This window comes from Microcystis sp. LE19-10.1B, assembly GCF_027530565.1.
In the GTDB taxonomy this organism is placed as follows: Bacteria; Cyanobacteriota; Cyanobacteriia; order Cyanobacteriales; family Microcystaceae; genus Microcystis; species Microcystis aeruginosa.
The window spans coordinates 1-16,419 of record NZ_JAPZQM010000710.1 but is presented as its reverse complement, the minus strand read 5'-3'; the positions used below and the strand labels follow the sequence as shown (position 1 = coordinate 16,419).

Below are 16,419 nucleotides of genomic sequence, written 5' to 3'. Positions count from 1 at the left end.
AAAAGTACCGGACATGGGAGTGATCGGGGGGAAAATTAAGTAATTGACCCCCTCAAAATCGGTAAAACCCTACACCCCACACCCTACACCCCACACCCCACACCCCACACCCTACACCCCACACCCCACACCCCACACCCTCCACCCCACACCCCACACCCCACACCCTACCCCCACGAAAAACTTTTTGCCGCAAACCCTAACCAAAAACCGAGTGCCGATCACTAAAAAATGACTTTTGCCTCCGTTATTCGCAACATTGAAAAATCGCCATTAACTGCCGAACTTATCCAAAAACTGGAGAAAAACGGCAATTTAACCCTAACCGGCCTTGCCCGCTTACCGAAAGGATTAATCGGCACAGCTTTCGCCCGTTGTCAAGGAAAAAATCTTTTAATTATCTGTGCCAATCTGGAGGAAGCGGCACGTTGGGCGGCACAATTAGAAGCGATGACGTGGAAAGGTGTTTTCTTTTATCCCACCTCGGAAGCTTGCCCCTACGAGAGATTTAATCGGGAATCCGAGATGATTTGGGGGCAGATGCAGGTATTATCGGCCCTTCGACGTAGCTCAGGACAAGCTCTAATCAGTCATCAAGAGGCCGGAATTGCGATCGTTACCACCGAAAAGGCCCTGCAGCCCCATTTACCCCCTAGAGAGGTTTTCGAGCAGTATAGCGATAATTTTGCGGTAGGAAGGGTTATAGAAGCCAAAAACCTCGATCTAACCCTAGCTAGATTAGGATATGAACGGGTTTCACTGGTAGAAACCGAAGGGCAATGGAGTCGTCGCGGCGATATCGTTGATATTTTCCCAGTTTCGGCCGAATTACCGGTCAGGTTAGAATTTTTCGGCGATGAATTGGAAAAATTGCGAGAATTTGACCCTGCCACCCAAAGATCCCTCGATTCTATCCCCAATCTGCTTCTTACTCCCACTAGCTTCGCGGCGATGATTGCCCCTTCTCTTCCCCCCACAGTGGCCGATTATTTGGAGGCTGAAGAGCGAGAAAAATTGGCTAATGGCATTTATCCAGAGGGAATTGAGCGATTTTTAGGCTTGTCCTTCCGTCAACCTGCCTCTTTATTGGATTATCTCCCCGAAAATACTCTTATTGCCTTTGATGAACTGGAAAGCTGTCAAGCTAGAAGCGATCGCTGGATAGAATATATTGGGGAACGCTGGCAAGAGATAGAACCAGCTTTACCGCAAATTCACCGTTCTTTTGGCGAATCTCTGCAAATATCGGTTAAATTTCCCCATCTCTACCTCTCAGAAATAGACGATCACCTCTCCGAAAATAGTCTTAATCTCTCCAGTCGTCCGATTCCCACCAATCCGGGGCAATTCGCCAAACTAGCGGAAATTTTACGGGGAAAAAGAGAGATTTATAGCGGTATTAAAGTAAATAAGTACGCTACATGGTTAATATCTGCCCAACCCTCCCGTACAGTCTCGTTATTACAGGAACACGACTGTCCAGCCCAATTTATCCCCAATCCCCTCGATTTTGGGGCGATCGAGCGCTTAATCATTCAAAACACCGCTACAGCCCTAAAATACTCAGGATTAGCTGAATTAGAAGGTTTTATCCTCCCCACCTATCGCATAGTCGTCGTTAGCGATCGAGAGTTCTTCGGGCAACATCTTTTAAATACTGCCGGTTACGTCCGCAAACGTCGGCAAGCAGCCTCGGTACAGGTGGATGTGAACAAACTCCGTCCCCTCGATTTTGTAGTACATAAACACCATGGCATCGGGCAGTTTATCAAACTAGAAAAGCAGGAAAGCACAATTAGCGGAGTAGTGCAAGGTCGAGATTATCTAGTTATTAAGTATGCCGATGGATTATTGCGGGTTCCTGCCGATTCTGTTGATAATCTCTCCCGTTATCGTCATACAGGTAGTCAAGAGCCTGAATTACATAAAATCTCTGGCAAAGCGTGGGAAGCGACGAAAGCCCGCGTCAGGAAGTCAGTTAAGAAGTTAGCGGTTGATTTAATCAATATTTACGCCCAACGCGCCCAAAAATCGGGTTTTGCCTATCCGATGGATAATCCCTGGCAGCGGGAGTTAGAGGATTCTTTTCCCTACCAACCCACTGCTGATCAACTGAAAGCGATACAGGATGTGAAACGGGATTTAGAAAGCGATCGCCCGATGGATCGATTAGTCTGTGGGGATGTGGGTTTTGGTAAGACAGAAGTGGCGATTCGTGCTATTTTTAAAGCTGTCACCACGGGTCATAAACAGGTGGCTTTATTAGCACCAACAACGATTTTAACCCAACAACATTATCACACCCTGAAAGAACGTTTTGCTCCCTATCCCATTAATGTGGGTTTATTAAATCGTTTTCGCACCAATTCCGAGAAAAAAGATATCGTCCAGCGCTTGAAAACGGGGGAATTGGATATAGTAGTGGGGACGCAGTTGTTATTGAGTAAAGCGGTGGAGTTTAAAGATTTAGGGTTATTGGTAATTGATGAAGAACAGCGTTTTGGGGTCAATCAAAAGGAGAAAATTAAGGCTTTTAAAAGTAATATTGATGTGTTAACCTTGAGTGCGACACCGATTCCCCGGACTCTTTATATGTCCCTTTCTGGGGTGCGAGAAATGAGTTTAATTACCACACCTCCCCCCTCTCGTCGTCCCATCCAAACCCACCTTTCTAGTTATAATTCTGATGCGATTAGAACGGCAATTCGCAATGAATTGGATCGGGGGGGACAGATTTTTTATGTAGTACCAAGAATCGAGGGAATTGAAGAAAAAGCGGCAGCAATTCAAGGGATGATTCCGGGTGCTAGAATTGCCATCGGCCACGGTCGTATGGATGAGGCTGAATTAGAGACCACCATGTTAGCTTTTAATAATGGGGAAGCGGATATCTTAGTCTGTACGACTATTGTGGAGTCGGGGTTAGATATTCCCAGAGTTAACACGATTATCATTGAAGATGCCCAAAAATTCGGTTTAGCGCAACTCTATCAACTGCGGGGACGGGTGGGGCGATCGGGAGTACAAGCGCACGCGTGGTTACTTTATCCGGCCAAGGCAGAACTAACAGAAACCGCTCGGGAAAGATTAAAGGCAATTCAAGAATTTACCCAGTTAGGATCGGGGTATCAATTAGCGACTAGGGATCTGGAAATTCGCGGTGCGGGTAACTTATTAGGTGCGGAACAATCGGGACAAATGGAAGCGATCGGTTTTGATCTATATATGGAAATGTTACAGGAAGCTTTGCGGGAAATTCAAGGTCAAGAAATTCCTCAAGTGGAGGATACCCAAATCGATCTGAAATTAACGGCATTTATTCCTAACGATTATATATCCGATCCAGAGCAGAAAATGGATGTCTATCGGGCGATCGCTACTGCCAATTCTCAGAAAAATTTAGGACAAATTGCTGCGGATTTAGTGGATAGATACGGAGCGATTCCTTCACCGGTGGCACAATTATTTAAGGTAATCGAGTTAAAACATCTGGCTAAGTCCCTCGGTTTTTCGCGAATTAAACCCGACGGAAAACAGCATATTATCCTAGAAACTCCCATGGAGGAACCAGCGTGGAAATTATTACAAGAACACCTACCCCAACATATACAATCACGCTTTGTTTATAGTCCCAAACAGGTGACGGTTAGGGGTTTAGGATTGGTAAAACCATCACAGCAGTTAGATAGTTTATTGGACTGGTTGGCTAAGTGTAAAGATGGTTTACCGATGGGGAATTAGATGGGGGGTCCACTCTAGATATTTGCTGCGTCAATCAGCCAAAAGTAGCTTTGAGAGTCAGCTATAGGTGGTGCGTTACGACGGATTGTCACCTTCAAGTCAAAGCAGCAATTTTTGCCGTCTAACGCACCCTACTTTTTACTTTTTGCCGCAAACCCTACCTATGAGGTGCTTTGGGGACGGAGAGAGAGGGATTCGAACCCTCGTTAAAGTTACCCCTAAACAGCATTTCCAGTGCTGCGCCTTCAACCGCTCGGCCATCTCTCCAATTGAGGTCACGATCATCCATCGTACAGCAAATACTGCCGATCTGTCAAATTATTTTTCTTTTTCCGACGATGACCGATCAGGTTATATTTCATCTGTACGGGAAACCCTGTCAGTTAAGCACACCCTAGATATTGATTTAAGATTGCGGCCGTAGCTAGACCAGTTTTTTGCCAACTAAACTCATCGGCCCGTTTTTTGCCTAGATGACTTAATTTTGAGTGTAATTGTCGATCTTGAGCGATAATTTTCAGGGCATCGGCTAGGGCCTCGACTCGATAGGGATCGATTAAAATTGCCGCTGTTGCCGTGACTTCGGGCAAAGATGACAAATTTGAGGTAATGACGGGTGTACCGCAGGCCATAGCCTCTAAAACGGGCAATCCGAAGCCTTCCCAGAGACTGGGGAAGACTAAAGCAGTGGCTTGACTGATAACTTTGGGTAGGTGATCGTAGGGGATATAGTCGAGAAATTTAATGCGATCGCTGACGGCTAATTCTTGCGCTTGTTGTTGTAAATTGGGGGTATAACGGCGATCAAAGCTGCCGGCAATCCAAAGACGATAATCGCTTAAATCTGGGGGCAGTTGGGCAAAAGCGGCGATTAAACGCGGTAAATTTTTATAGGGATTGGGACGACCGAGATAGAGAAAATAGGGATGCTCTGGCTTATTATCTTGAATAGGGCGAAAGTGATGATGATCGTAGGCTAGGGGAATAGAAGTAATTTTATCGGCGGGAATTTGATAATATTCAGTGATATCTTTGGCCGTTGCCTGAGAGTTACAGATAATATGTTTTGCCTGTTGTAATACCTGCGGCACATAATAACGGAAATAGTGAGTTAAGGGGGAGGTAAAACTGGGAAACCGCAGGGGAATTAAATCGTGTACCATGACGACAAAGCGACAGGGAGAATTTATCGGCGCTTCTGGAAGGGGAGAAAAGAGTAAATTGGCCTTTAATTGTCGGTAAATTGACGATAACCGAAACTGAGTCCAGAGTAAGCGTTTTAAATGACCTTTCGCTCCTCGATCGGGGGCGAGACCCTTGGGGATAGAATAACAGTTAAAGTCGGGATAGCTATTAGTTGTTAGTAGGGTTGGTTCTAAATTTTTCAGGTAGGGTAAGAGGTTAAGAATGTAGGTACTGATTCCCGTGGGTTGGGGAAAAAGTACCGAGAGATTAATTAATAATTTAGGCTGTGTATTCACTAATTACCCTGTTGATATTTGCTGAGAATTTCTGAGATATATTGGTAGCCTTCCAGTCCAATTGATTTAATCAGGGAGGAACGTTCCAGACTGAAAGTTTGTTCAAAAGCTGCGATATTTTTGCCGCGAATAACCGTTAATAGACTAGCAGCTTGTCGCCATTCTGCTGCACCGATTTCGTGCAGCCAATACATTCCTAGAGAACCCATATAAATTGCCTGTTCAAAATTCTTATCTTGATAGTAAGCTTCGCCTAAATAAGTTAGTAATAAACCTTGCAGATATACATCCCCGTAGTATTTGGCCGATTCCAATCCTTGCAGGAGAATATTAATCGCTTCTTGGGTTCTTTCAAGGATAAGATATGCTAGACCTAAACTGCTACAACAAAGGGATTTACTCTGCCAATCTTGGAGACTTTCCGCTAACTTTAATCCCTGCTGTAAATACTCGATCGAACTTTGATAAATTTCGGGATCGTATCTCTCTAACTGTTGCGCTTCCTGTACCTGACTATAACCCAAATTAGCTAAAGCGTTAGCCTGTCCTAAACTATTACCCTGTTGACGACTTAAAATTAAAGCTCTCTGACTTAAATTAATCGCTTCTGCATAGTTTTTCTGGATAGCATTGAGACGGGATAAATGGTTTAAATTAGCTATTTCACAAGCATAATCCTGTTGTTGACGGGCAATTTCTAAAGCTTGTTGATGACATTCTCTGGCCTGTGGATAGTCGCCGCGAATGCGATTAGAATAGGCAATTAAAGTTAAAATTCTCGCCTTTTCTCCCGTGCCTTCCACATAACGCAGAGGAATTGATAAATAGTCTAAGGCCTCCTTGAGATAACTGCCAGAAAAGGAGGCAAAAATTCCTCCATATAAAGGAAAATAATCCCGTTGAGCAAAGGTTCTCAGAATTTGTAAAGCCATCTGAAAACAGCCCCGACTATAGAGGGAATTTTTACTAACTTGCTCGAAACTATTGGTTAACAGCGACCAAATTAAAGCAAAGGTGAGAAAGGTAGAAATGGATAATTTGGCTCCTAATTTTTCGCTATAGATGCGCTGATCAAAAAAGTTAATTAGTCCTCTTTGGATATATTGAAAAACAATAGCAGTTTCTACCCAATCGGTTAAAGTTAAATCCTGAGTGAGAGTATCAAAAGCTTGTTGATTAGCTAAACTTTCTAATACTCGTTTTAACCAAGAGGGATTAACTTTACTTGCCCAAATTTGCCAAGGAGTCACTCGCTCATTATCATTAGTAAAACCAAGATTGCGATTTTGTTCGTAGAGCCAACTGGTGAGATAACTCGATAAATTTGACCAAGTATTTAACCCCAGATTAATCCCCGTGGCAATTTGCCATAAATCCGCTTCTCCCCGCTGCTGAGCAACTGTCTGTAAATGCTTGGCTAACTGTTGCAATTGTTCTAGGGTTAAAGCATTATTTTGATTGGGATCAATTAAATTTACTAAAGTCAGTAAACGATCCTCTCGATCGATTTTTACCAGATTATCGATCGCCGCTGCAGTGAGAGAATTTTGCTGATTGGTTTTTTGATATTTTTCCCATTCACTTTCGATCGTTTCCAAGGCCCGCAAAACCCTAGTGGCTTTAATTTTTGTTTCTAACTGTGAGCGAGTAACGATTATTTTTTCGGTTAAACAACGCTCAAAAATTTCTCCTGTCCCATTTTTTACTGCCTCGGCTAAAAGGTTATAAACCTGTGACTTAGCCCTAATTTTTCCTTCTAAAGTTAGATTGACAATGCGATCAATTAGTGCATTATAAGTTTCGTTGAAGTTATCTCTATTGTCTGTCATAGGGGGTTTTTCAGTTATCGGTAAACAGTCATCAGTAATCAGTAATTAGGGAGCGGTAAACAGCAATCAGTAATCAGTGAACCGAAGAACCACATCTGATAACTGATCACTGATCACCGATAAGGCTGATATTTGGGAGAATTGTCTAGAAATCATGACAAAAGTTTTTTAATGGTTGAGCAGGCAAGAGATAAGATAACATATGTATAGAATTTAACAAAAAATCTGGTTAACGGACATTGATCAAGTCGATAGCACAGTGTCAAACGAGTTCTTTTCCCGCTCAGGTATGGCAATTAAATCACGGCTTAACCGTAATTCATCAGTATTTACCCGTGACTCCTGTGGTGGTGGTGGATGTGTGGGTGAAAGCAGGTGCGATCGCTGAACCCGACCCATGGTTAGGTATGGCCCATTTTCTCGAACACATGATCTTTAAGGGGACGAAAAAACTCCCCCCCGGACTCTTTGACTATTTAATCGAAAATTGTGGCGGCATGACCAACGCTGCCACCAGTCACGATTACGCACACTTCTATCTCACCACCAGTGTGGACCAAATTGAACATACCCTACCCCATCTGGCCGAAATTCTCCTCCATGCTGAGATTGACGATGAGGAATTCTATCGGGAAAAAGATGTAGTTTTAGAAGAATTACGGGCCTGTTATGATGATCCCGATTGGATTGCCTACCAAACCCTCTGCGGAAGTATCTATCAAAACCATCCCTACGGACGCTCTATTCTAGGCGATCAACCCTGTTTAGAGCAATTAACCCCCAATCAAATGCGCTGTTTCCATCGCACCTATTATCAACCAGAAAATATGTGTGTGGCGATTATCGGGGGAATTGAACCCCAACCAGCTTTAGAAATTATCCGGCAATCTTTTCGGGAATTTCCCGTCCCCTCGGAATCCCCTACCCATCTAGTGGCTGCCGAACCCCCCCTGATCGAAATTCGTCGTTCCCAAGTATATTTACCCCACTTAGAACATTGTCGCCTCTTGATGGGATGGATGGGACCGGGATGCGATCGCCTAGAGGATGCCTTTGGATTAGACTTGCTATCGGTAATTCTTGCTGGGGGACGCTGTTCGCGGTTAGTGCGACAGCTGCGGGAAGAAGCGCAAATCGTCCTCGATATTAACAGTAATTTTTCCCTGCAACGAGATTCCAGTCTCTTTACCATCGGCGCTTGGCTATCTAGCTCACAAACCGCGGCAATTGAAGCTATTATCTGTGAACATATCCAACATCTGCACGATGATCCCGTCACCCCCGCAGAATTACACCGCACTCAACAGTTATTAGCTAACGATTATATTTTCTCCACAGAAACCCCGGGCCAATTAGCGGGACTCTATGGATATTATCAAACCCTGAGAGCTGCCGACCTAGCAACGATCTATCCCCAAGTTATCCAAAGTTTGCAACCGTCAGATCTCCAGCGTCTCGCTCGTCAGTATCTCTCCCCGGAGCGATATGCTATTACAGTAATGCAACCCTGTGAATAAACGATGTCCGCTTCCCCCATTCACCGCTTAACCTTAGAAAATGGCATCACCCTTTTAGTGGTGGAAAATACGGCCGTGGAGTTAGTTGCGGGGAGGATTTTTCTCAAAAATGCGGGTACTCGTTGGGAAAAAACCGAAAAAGCGGGTTTATTTCGTCTGTTAGCAGTGCTGCTCACCAAAGGTACAGAAAAGTTATCTTCCCTAGAAATTGCTGATCGCATTGAGTCCACGGGGGCCGGTTTAAGTGCAGACACGGGGACTGATTATTTTGTGGTTAGTTTAAAGACTGTTACCAAGGATTTTTTAGATATATTGCGTCTAGCAGCGGAAATTATTCGTTTTCCCAGTTTCCCCCCCCCAGAAATCGAATTAGAGAAAAATCTCACCCGTCAAAGCATTCGCTCTCAATTGGAACAGCCTTTTAATGTGGCTTTTAATCAATTACGCGCAGCTATGTACCCCGATCATCCCTATGGTATGTCTTTATTGGGTACGGAGGCAACGGTTTCGCAATTGCAACGGGAGGATATGCAGGCCTATCATAGTCGCTTTTTCCGTCCCGATAACTTGGTAATTAGTCTTTCTGGCCGTATTACCCTAGAGCAAGCAGTAAAAGCAGTGACGGAAATTTTTGGCAGTTGGTCAATTCCCGATCTTCCTTTATCTAGTTTACCCCCAGCCGCTTTTGATTTTCAGCCCACCTGTTTAACTACCGTCCAAGCTAGTCAACAGGCGATCGTTATGTTAGGATACCCCGGCTCTTCTGTGCAAGAGGATGATTATGCCGTTTTAAAATTATTGAGTACCTATCTGGGGAATGGGTTATCTAGTCGTTTATTCGTGGAATTGCGAGAAAAACGGGGATTAGCCTACGATGTTTCTGCTTTTTATCCCACCCGTCTCGATTCTTCCCAATTTGTCATTTATATGGGAACTGCACCCCAAAACACAGCCATGGCTCTGTCGGGATTGCGTCAGGAAGCAGAAAGGTTATATAAAGTAACTTTGAGTGAGGAGGAGTTACAGTCAGCTAAAAATAAGTTATTGGGTCAATATGCTCTCGGTAAACAAACTAACGCCGAAATCGCTCAATTATACGGTTGGTATGAAAGCTTAGGTTTGGGGATTGAATTCGATCGCACTTTCCTGGATTCTATTAATCAGATTACTCCCGAACAAGCGCGATCGGTAGCCAGTAAATATTTTCAAAATCCTTACATTTCTCTAGTCGGCCCAGAAAATGCGATCGCTGAAATTCTCTAGGGTCTGCTGAAAAAGTTTTTCCTGGGGGTAGGAGTCAGGAGATAGGAGTCAGGAGATAGGAGATAGGTTTTAGGTGTTGGGGTTTTAGGGTTTTGGGGTTTTAGTTGAAATTCCCCATTTCCCCAACCCCCGCTCCCATCTCATAGACAGTCTCAACGAGTAATTTAGATAGGGTTTGCGGCAAAAAGTTTGTTGGTGGGGTTAGGTGTTGGGGTTTTAGGGTTTTGGGGTTTTAGTTGAAATTCCCCATTTCCCCAACCCCGCTCCCATCTCATAGACAGTCTCAACGAGTAATTTAGATAGTCAACAGCTTACTTAAAAACATCTAAAATAGCAGCAATACTCTCTTATTGCTGCTATTTTTGATTAACTCCCCGGGTGGGATTCGAACCTACGACCAATCGGTTAACAGCCGACCGCTCTACCACTGAGCTACCGAGGAAGGCTACTCACAATTAATAATTATAATCATAAGTCTGTCAATAATGCAAGTGCTTTCTGGATTTTTTCTCAAAAAAATTTCCGGTGCCGGTAGCGGTGGGCAGAGAATCCACTATTGTGGAGATAAGGACACCATTAAGTCTAGTCTATGCTTGCTCATCACCGCCGTCCCGTTTCCTTCTGTCTGCTCTCGACAGATCTACCCATTCTATCCACTTTAGACACTGCCGCTACCCTCTACCAAAAGGATCGCCACCGGTTTCATCTTCTCCTCAATCAACCCCCAGTCGCTCTCGCAGAAATAGAGACACTTAAACCCGAAAATAAGCAAAATAAATTAATTTGGCTAGAAATTTCAGCTAATCGGGTAATTATGACCATGCAGGGCCAGGGAAGATTCGCCTATCGTCATTTTTGGGAGCAAGGGGTTTTTGGTGTCAGTCGCTACTGGTTAAATGCCGAAAGTCCTCAACCGGGTTACGCTTTTCGCCTCCGCAACTATACCCGTAGTCTCAAATTAGAGGGGAATAATTTCCCCGAATATTTGCGTCTAGAGTACGAATTATGGTCAGATAACCTGATTTTAGGTCATTATGTCCTTCATTTGCAAGTACACCAATAAATAGGGTTGGCTGCATAGAGCTAAAAACCTTGTGGGATAATAGTTTTAGACTTTTTGGCAATCAAAAAGGGCTCTTCGGTAATTGTTATGCAATGGACGGGGGTTATAAGGGATGGAACCCTTATATAGAAAGGCATTTAGCGATTTTTGTCAATTATTTTTGATCTAGAGCGAACTAATCAATTAAGTCTCTTACCAGATAAGGATTGAGTCGATTTATGCCCCCCTATCGAACCATACCAAGTCCCGAAGAGCCAAATTAGGTAATTGTGGGGTGGATTGAAGACTTAGTGCTACACTTCCCGAAAAGTCTATTTTATTTGAGCTTGTTGTTAGGAATCCACTTAAAAGAGGTTGTTTAATCTGGCTAATAAGCTCTTGGGTATGATATGGGGAAAAGTTCGGGCGATTGCGCTAAAATGGGGGAATATGCCGAAAGTTTCCACCTATCGTTACTCTGGAGAGTGTTAGACAGAAAGTTTCTGTATAATATGTAGTTATACATACATTACCCGTAGCAGAAAGCAGAAAGTTTAAGTAAGGAAAAGATACATTATGTCTAAAAAAAATCAATCGAAAAGATTAACGAATCAACATAAAGAGTCTAAAGGTGTAGCTGGTATATTTGGGGCTGAAGCAAAATCACACGAAACAATAGTTGGAGAAATTTCACATCTTGTTATTGACCAACTTAAAAAGGAGTTTCCTCAATTATCTTTTCAATACAAAAGAAGTATAAAAAAAGAAGAAATAAACGAAGCATTAAAGAAAGTTGACCCAGAATTAGGGCAAACCCTTTTTGTATCAGATTCAAGTATTAGACCTGATGGTGGAATAATAGAAGTAAAAGACGATAACGGTAATTGGAGAATCGTTTTAGTCTCGGAAGCTAAACGTCAAGGAAAAGACATTGAAAATATCAAAAACGGTAAACTGGTAGGTAAGAATAATAATCAAGACTTGATGGCTGCTGGTAATGCAATAGAAAGGTCGCATAAAAACATATCTGAAATCGCTAATTTGATGTTATCTGAATCTCATTTTCCTTATGTCTTATTTCTTGAAGGCTCAAATTTTTTAACAGAAAATATTTCAATTAAAACACCCGATGGAAGGGTTGTAACGCTCGAATATAATTCAGGAACGTTAAATAGATTAGATCGATTAACTTCTGCAAATTATGGAATGCCAATTAATACCAATTTGTGTAAGAATAAGTTTGTCAAACATAAAGATAAAACCATAATGCTTCAAGCAACTTCTATATACACACAAGGGAATGGAGAAAAATGGGATATCAAAAAAATGTTTGATATTATGCTTGAAATTTCTAAAACCTCTCTTCAAGTATTAGGCAGTGAAATATTTAATCAGATAACCAAAAGTAAATAACTAAAAACAAAACATTTTTAAATCAAAAAAGGTTGAACATGGTAAGAAATGCGACAAATAAATTATTGCAAAATGCTAAAAAATTAAAAAGTGACGAGTTTTATACACAACTTTCAGATATAGAAAGCGAGTTGCAACATTATAAAAGTCATTTTGAAAATAAAGTAGTTTATTGCAATTGCGATGACCCCCGAATTAGTAACTTTTTTAAGTATTTTGCTGCAAACTTCAAAAAGTTAGGTCTAAAAAAAATAATAACATCTTGTTATCGAGAACAAGTGAGAGATTTATTTAATACAGAAGAAGATGAAAAGGGTTTTTTCTTTGAATATACAGGTACAGAGAGAGAAAAAAATAAACCTATTTCCCCTGACATTGTTTACTTTAATGGGGATGGAGATTTTCGTAGTCCTGAAAGTATTGAACTATTAAAAAAGTCCGATGTTGTTGTGACTAATCCCCCATTTTCCTTATTCAGAGAATATGTAGCTCAATTAGTTAAATACGATAAAAAGTTTTTGATAATTGGCAATATTAATGCAATAACCTATAAAGAAATTTTCAAACTAATTAAAGAAAACAAAGCCTGGTTAGGAATAAATCTTGGTAGAGGTATTTCTGGTTTCATTGTTCCCGAACAATATGAACTTTATGGAACAGAAGCTCGTATTGACAATTCTGGAAATAGAATAGTTTCTCCAAATAATTGTTTATGGTTAACCAACTTAGACACATCAAAACGACAGGAAGATATGGCTCTCACAAAAAGATATTTTGGCAATGAAGCTGAATATCCAAAATATGACAATTATGATGGAATTAATGTCAATAAAACTCAAGACATTCCCCTAGACTTCAAGGGGGTTATGGGTGTACCAATAACATTTTTACATAAATTCAATCCCGACCAATTTGAAATAATTAAATTCAGGAAAGGGAATGATGATAAAGATTTATCAGTAAATGGGAAATGTCCTTATTTTAGAATACTAATCAAGAATAAACGAATACAAACTGAATATATTGATTTAACTGACAAAGAAAAACAATGTATAACTCAGTCCTAGGGTGCGTTCCCTAATGCAAGTCCTGCTACTCCAGCGATCGATTTTTGGGAACGCACCATGCACATTGATGGCAGCTGTCAGTGGGATGCCGAAGAACGTAGTGCGATCGCCGTAATCTTCTTGATTAAACTTTAAAACTGCCATTGCTTGGGATAGGAACGTCACTGGCGATCGCTTTTTGGGGATGAGGAGTGCGATTGCTGATCTTGTCGTTTAGGTCGAGGTAACAAAACCCAACAAGCTTTGTTATAATATTTTTGTCATAAAGCAAGACTTATAAAAATAGATTTATGCCAGAAATTACTCGATTTTATGGAATTATCATTAAAATCTTTTTTGCCGATCATCCACCTCCCCATTTTCATGCGATTTATGGAGAATATAACGCCCTATTTAATCTGGAAACCTTAGAAATCATTGAAGGAGACTTACCTAATAGAGCCACAAAAATGGTTGTAGAATGGGCAACAATCTATCAATCAGAATTATTGAAAATGTGGAACACTCAAGAATTTAATAAATTACCACCTTTGAAATAAAACAATGCTTTATCCCAAAATAACATCAGCCGAAATCATTGAAAATTATACTCTATTGGTGCATTTTTCTAATCATCAAGCTAGAAAATATAACTGTGAAAATCTACTAGAAAAAACGATGTTTTCTTCCCTTAAAAACTATGCTTTCTTTAAAAACTTTCAACTTGATCCATCAGGTAGCGGAATCGTTTGGAATGATGAAGTTGATATAAGCGAGTATGAAATTTGGATCAATGGAATTGAACTATGATTGCCGATCTTGTAGTGCGATCGCTGTCATCTTGTTGATTAAACTTTAAAATTGTCATTGCTTGGGATGGGAACGCCAAGGGCGATCGCTTTTTGGGGATAAGGAGAGGCGATCGCTATCGCCGTAGGGTGCGTTCCCTAATGCAAGTCCTACTGCTCCAGCGATCGATTTTTGGGAACGCACCATGCACATTGATGCAGTGCGATCGCTGTTATCTTCTTGATTAAACTCTGAAATTGTCATTGCTTGGGATAGGAACGCCAAGGGCGATCGCTTTTTGGGAATGAAGAGGGGCGATCTCTCTTTGTGAGTTGGAAAGTTGTCATCGATCCGCGATCGCGGATGTCATTATTGCCCAAGCAGAGTAAAATAAAAGTCTGTATTGAAAAAGGGGAAAGTAACAATGCCGCCAACAATGCAATTTAGTCAAATCTTAGAAATGATTGACTATCTCTCTTTTGATGAACAAGATGACTTGATCAATATTGTTAAACATCGGCAAATCGAAAAAAGACGAGAACAAATTGCTCAAAATATTTCTCAAGCTCGACAAGACTATCAAAATGGTAATGTTTTTCGAGGAGATGTTGATTCCATTATTGCCGAACTAAACAATGATTAACTTGGTTTTTAGCCAATCATTTAAACGCGCTTTCAAAACAAGGATTAAACGACAACCCGACTTAAAATCAAAAATAGAAGCCAAATTGAGACTACTCGCTGACGATCTCTATAATCCAATATTACGCAGCCATAAACTAAAGGGGAAATTGTCAGGTGCTTGGGCTTTTTCTGTTGAATATGATTGTCGAATTATTTTCAATTTTGAATCAAACCCTGAAACCCAAGAAGAAGAGATCAACCTAATTGATATTGGAACTCACGATGAGGTTTATTGAATATGATTTTTTATTATGTTAGCAAGGTTTCGGAGTTGGTGATCGCTTTTTGATGATGGGAAAGGGCGATCATGTATAATCCAAAATATTATGAACTAGATACAAAATCTCGATAAAATGGAGATAGAATGGGACAATAATAAAGCTGCTGCCAACTTGATCAAGCATAAAATTGATTTTGAAGATGCAAAAAACATTTTTCTAGATCCCAACTGTCTGGAAAGAGAAGATAAACGTGATTATAATGAAACTAGAATTCAAGTAATCGGTATAGTTAATCAAGTAGTTTTATTGGTCGTCTATACCAAAAGAAACGGCAGATACCGCATTATTTCAGCAAGGAGAGCCAATAAAAATGAACGACGACAATATTACCAGAGTCAGACTTGATCCCGAAAATGTTAGTCATGGTAAGACAGATTGGGAAAAAGTTGAAGCAATGACTGAGGAAGAAATTGACAAAGCAGCCGAAGCAGATTCGGACTGTCTCCCCCTATCTCAACAAGAATTAAATGAGTTTCGCCGTACATCAATCACAGATGCCGATCTTGTAGTGCGATCGCTGTCATCTTGTTGATTAAACTTTAAAATTGTCACTGCTTGGGATAGGAACGCCAAGTGCGATCGCTTTTTGGGGATGAGGAGTGCGATGCCGAAGGCACTGCGTAGCAGATCGCTGCTCTTGTAGAAACCCAACATTACTTTTTCCCAAATTACCACCCAATATCTGAGTTATAATCAATAATATCCATTCTACACCTTAATCAAATAATTTAACTTATGTCTGCTACAATTCGTCAAGAACTTCACCAACAGATTGACCGATTACCTGATGACATTGTTGAAAAAATTGCCAACTTTACCCGATTAATTTCCCCTGAGCCAAACAACATTTCAGAATATACTAATTGGCAAGATGAAGACTGGCAAAAATTTTCATTAGAGCAATTTTTCAAAGAAGGAGATGAAATTGAATATTCCCTAGCAGATGCTCAAGAAATTTATCAACCATGAAACTAGGTGATATTGTTCTAATTCGTTTTCCTCAAGCAGACTTGAAATCAGGAAAACTGCGTCCAGCTTTAATTATTGCTATTTCACCAAGTCGCCATCGTGATTTATTACTTGCTTTAATTTCTTCTCGTCTTCATCAAGCTACTCTAGGATTTGATGAAATTATTAATACCTCAGATTCTGACTATATTACTACTGGACTTAAAGTGGCTTCTTTAATTCGGCTAGGACGATTAACAAGTGTCGAATCATCTGTAATCAATGCACGTTTAGGAACTATCTCACCAGAAAGACTAATACGCATTAAAAATCTTTTAATCAATTGGCTAAGAAAATAAAATTATTGTGATCGCCGTCATCTTGT

Annotated in this window: 18 protein-coding genes and 2 tRNA genes; 15 read left to right on the top strand and 5 right to left on the bottom strand. The window is 41.0% G+C overall.

Annotated features, from left to right (window positions below; all coding sequences use genetic code 11):
* Positions 1–43: 43 nt before the first annotated feature.
* Positions 44–235, top strand: a complete 192-nt coding sequence (locus tag O9332_RS25225; protein WP_288027836.1) for a hypothetical protein — start codon at positions 44–46, stop codon at positions 233–235.
* On the top strand, positions 232–3,741 hold the full coding sequence (gene mfd, locus O9332_RS25220) for a transcription-repair coupling factor (RefSeq protein WP_288027834.1): 3,510 nt from the start codon (positions 232–234) through the stop codon (positions 3,739–3,741). Before O9332_RS25225 ends, mfd begins: the two co-directional genes overlap by 4 nt.
* A 180-nt stretch (positions 3,742–3,921) precedes the next feature.
* On the opposite strand, the gene O9332_RS25215 is transcribed toward mfd, so the two are convergent.
* The 3 genes from O9332_RS25215 to O9332_RS25205 form a co-directional block, all read right to left on the bottom strand.
* Positions 3,922–4,008, bottom strand: a tRNA-Ser gene (locus O9332_RS25215).
* 116 nt (positions 4,009–4,124) lie between these two features.
* The gene (locus O9332_RS25210) at positions 4,125–5,222 is read right to left on the bottom strand and encodes a glycosyltransferase family 4 protein (protein WP_288027833.1); all 1,098 of its coding nucleotides are present in this window, start codon (positions 5,220–5,222) and stop codon (positions 4,125–4,127) included.
* Entirely contained in the window at positions 5,222–7,051 is a 1,830-nt protein-coding gene (locus O9332_RS25205; protein ID WP_288027831.1) for a tetratricopeptide repeat protein, read from the bottom strand. Before O9332_RS25205 ends, O9332_RS25210 begins: the two co-directional genes overlap by 1 nt.
* Positions 7,052–7,290: 239 nt before the next feature.
* Between O9332_RS25205 and O9332_RS25200 the strand changes: the two genes are divergently transcribed.
* Together O9332_RS25200 and O9332_RS25195 are read left to right on the top strand one after the other, a co-directional pair.
* Positions 7,291–8,568 (top strand): M16 family metallopeptidase, encoded by a 1,278-nt coding sequence (locus O9332_RS25200; RefSeq protein ID WP_288027829.1) that lies wholly within the window; start codon positions 7,291–7,293, stop codon positions 8,566–8,568.
* A 3-nt stretch (positions 8,569–8,571) separates the two neighbouring features.
* Positions 8,572–9,831, top strand: a complete 1,260-nt coding sequence (locus O9332_RS25195) for a M16 family metallopeptidase (RefSeq protein WP_002757432.1) — start codon at positions 8,572–8,574, stop codon at positions 9,829–9,831.
* A 370-nt stretch (positions 9,832–10,201) separates the two neighbouring features.
* Here the strand turns inward: O9332_RS25195 and O9332_RS25190 are convergent.
* Positions 10,202–10,273, bottom strand: a tRNA-Asn gene (locus O9332_RS25190).
* Positions 10,274–10,420: 147 nt separating this feature from the next.
* Between O9332_RS25190 and O9332_RS25185 the strand changes: the two genes are divergently transcribed.
* The 5 genes from O9332_RS25185 (at position 10,421) to O9332_RS25165 (ending at position 14,142) form a co-directional block, all read left to right on the top strand.
* Entirely contained in the window at positions 10,421–10,894 is a 474-nt protein-coding gene (locus O9332_RS25185) for a hypothetical protein (RefSeq protein ID WP_002757431.1), read from the top strand.
* Positions 10,895–11,449: 555 nt separating this feature from the next.
* The gene (locus tag O9332_RS25180) at positions 11,450–12,286 is read left to right on the top strand and encodes an EcoRI family type II restriction endonuclease (RefSeq protein WP_002756270.1); all 837 of its coding nucleotides are present in this window, start codon (positions 11,450–11,452) and stop codon (positions 12,284–12,286) included.
* A gap of 38 nt (positions 12,287–12,324) precedes the next feature.
* Positions 12,325–13,353, top strand: a complete 1,029-nt coding sequence (locus tag O9332_RS25175; protein ID WP_288027827.1) for an adenine-specific methyltransferase EcoRI family protein — start codon at positions 12,325–12,327, stop codon at positions 13,351–13,353.
* 290 nt (positions 13,354–13,643) lie between these two features.
* Positions 13,644–13,892: a DUF4160 domain-containing protein gene (locus O9332_RS25170; RefSeq protein WP_002736965.1), complete on the top strand. Its 249-nt coding sequence runs from the start codon at positions 13,644–13,646 to the stop codon at positions 13,890–13,892.
* Between the two features lie 4 nt (positions 13,893–13,896).
* Entirely contained in the window at positions 13,897–14,142 is a 246-nt protein-coding gene (locus tag O9332_RS25165) for a DUF2442 domain-containing protein (protein WP_002737254.1), read from the top strand.
* 54 nt (positions 14,143–14,196) lie between these two features.
* On the opposite strand, the gene O9332_RS25160 is transcribed toward O9332_RS25165, so the two are convergent.
* Positions 14,197–14,385, bottom strand: a complete 189-nt coding sequence (locus O9332_RS25160; protein WP_288027826.1) for a hypothetical protein — start codon at positions 14,383–14,385, stop codon at positions 14,197–14,199.
* Between the two features lie 160 nt (positions 14,386–14,545).
* Here O9332_RS25160 and O9332_RS25155 point away from each other — a divergent pair, with 160 nt between their 5' ends.
* The 6 genes from O9332_RS25155 (at position 14,546) to O9332_RS25130 (ending at position 16,393) form a co-directional block, all read left to right on the top strand.
* Entirely contained in the window at positions 14,546–14,764 is a 219-nt protein-coding gene (locus tag O9332_RS25155) for a hypothetical protein (RefSeq protein ID WP_002757428.1), read from the top strand.
* Positions 14,757–15,041: a type II toxin-antitoxin system RelE/ParE family toxin gene (locus O9332_RS25150; RefSeq protein ID WP_043998863.1), complete on the top strand. Its 285-nt coding sequence runs from the start codon at positions 14,757–14,759 to the stop codon at positions 15,039–15,041. The genes O9332_RS25155 and O9332_RS25150 overlap by 8 nt, the downstream gene beginning before the upstream one ends.
* A gap of 117 nt (positions 15,042–15,158) precedes the next feature.
* Positions 15,159–15,431, top strand: a complete 273-nt coding sequence (locus O9332_RS25145) for a BrnT family toxin (RefSeq protein WP_002757427.1) — start codon at positions 15,159–15,161, stop codon at positions 15,429–15,431.
* Positions 15,397–15,618 (top strand): hypothetical protein, encoded by a 222-nt coding sequence (locus tag O9332_RS25140; RefSeq protein WP_002757426.1) that lies wholly within the window; start codon positions 15,397–15,399, stop codon positions 15,616–15,618. The genes O9332_RS25145 and O9332_RS25140 overlap by 35 nt, the downstream gene beginning before the upstream one ends.
* Before the next feature lie 203 nt (positions 15,619–15,821).
* Positions 15,822–16,055, top strand: coding sequence for a hypothetical protein (locus O9332_RS25135; RefSeq protein WP_287730749.1), 234 nt, complete (start codon positions 15,822–15,824; stop codon positions 16,053–16,055).
* Positions 16,052–16,393 carry a type II toxin-antitoxin system PemK/MazF family toxin gene (locus tag O9332_RS25130; protein WP_288027823.1) on the top strand — a complete coding sequence of 114 codons (342 nt, stop codon included), beginning with the start codon at positions 16,052–16,054 and terminating at the stop codon, positions 16,391–16,393. The genes O9332_RS25135 and O9332_RS25130 overlap by 4 nt, the downstream gene beginning before the upstream one ends.
* Positions 16,394–16,419: the final 26 nt, after the last annotated feature.

Coding starts and splice junctions, on each gene's coding strand:
- mfd (WP_288027834.1), top strand. CDS start 232: ATGACTTTTGCCTCCGTTATTCGCAACATTGAAAAATCGCCATTAACT.
- O9332_RS25205 (WP_288027831.1), bottom strand. CDS start 7,051: ATGACAGACAATAGAGATAACTTCAACGAAACTTATAATGCACTAATT.
- O9332_RS25195 (WP_002757432.1), top strand. CDS start 8,572: ATGTCCGCTTCCCCCATTCACCGCTTAACCTTAGAAAATGGCATCACC.
- O9332_RS25185 (WP_002757431.1), top strand. CDS start 10,421: ATGCTTGCTCATCACCGCCGTCCCGTTTCCTTCTGTCTGCTCTCGACA.
- O9332_RS25180 (WP_002756270.1), top strand. CDS start 11,450: ATGTCTAAAAAAAATCAATCGAAAAGATTAACGAATCAACATAAAGAG.
- O9332_RS25175 (WP_288027827.1), top strand. CDS start 12,325: ATGGTAAGAAATGCGACAAATAAATTATTGCAAAATGCTAAAAAATTA.
- O9332_RS25170 (WP_002736965.1), top strand. CDS start 13,644: ATGCCAGAAATTACTCGATTTTATGGAATTATCATTAAAATCTTTTTT.
- O9332_RS25165 (WP_002737254.1), top strand. CDS start 13,897: ATGCTTTATCCCAAAATAACATCAGCCGAAATCATTGAAAATTATACT.
- O9332_RS25160 (WP_288027826.1), bottom strand. CDS start 14,385: ATGACAATTTCAGAGTTTAATCAAGAAGATAACAGCGATCGCACTGCA.
- O9332_RS25155 (WP_002757428.1), top strand. CDS start 14,546: ATGCCGCCAACAATGCAATTTAGTCAAATCTTAGAAATGATTGACTAT.
- O9332_RS25150 (WP_043998863.1), top strand. CDS start 14,757: ATGATTAACTTGGTTTTTAGCCAATCATTTAAACGCGCTTTCAAAACA.
- O9332_RS25145 (WP_002757427.1), top strand. CDS start 15,159: ATGGAGATAGAATGGGACAATAATAAAGCTGCTGCCAACTTGATCAAG.
- O9332_RS25140 (WP_002757426.1), top strand. CDS start 15,397: ATGAACGACGACAATATTACCAGAGTCAGACTTGATCCCGAAAATGTT.
- O9332_RS25135 (WP_287730749.1), top strand. CDS start 15,822: ATGTCTGCTACAATTCGTCAAGAACTTCACCAACAGATTGACCGATTA.
- O9332_RS25130 (WP_288027823.1), top strand. CDS start 16,052: ATGAAACTAGGTGATATTGTTCTAATTCGTTTTCCTCAAGCAGACTTG.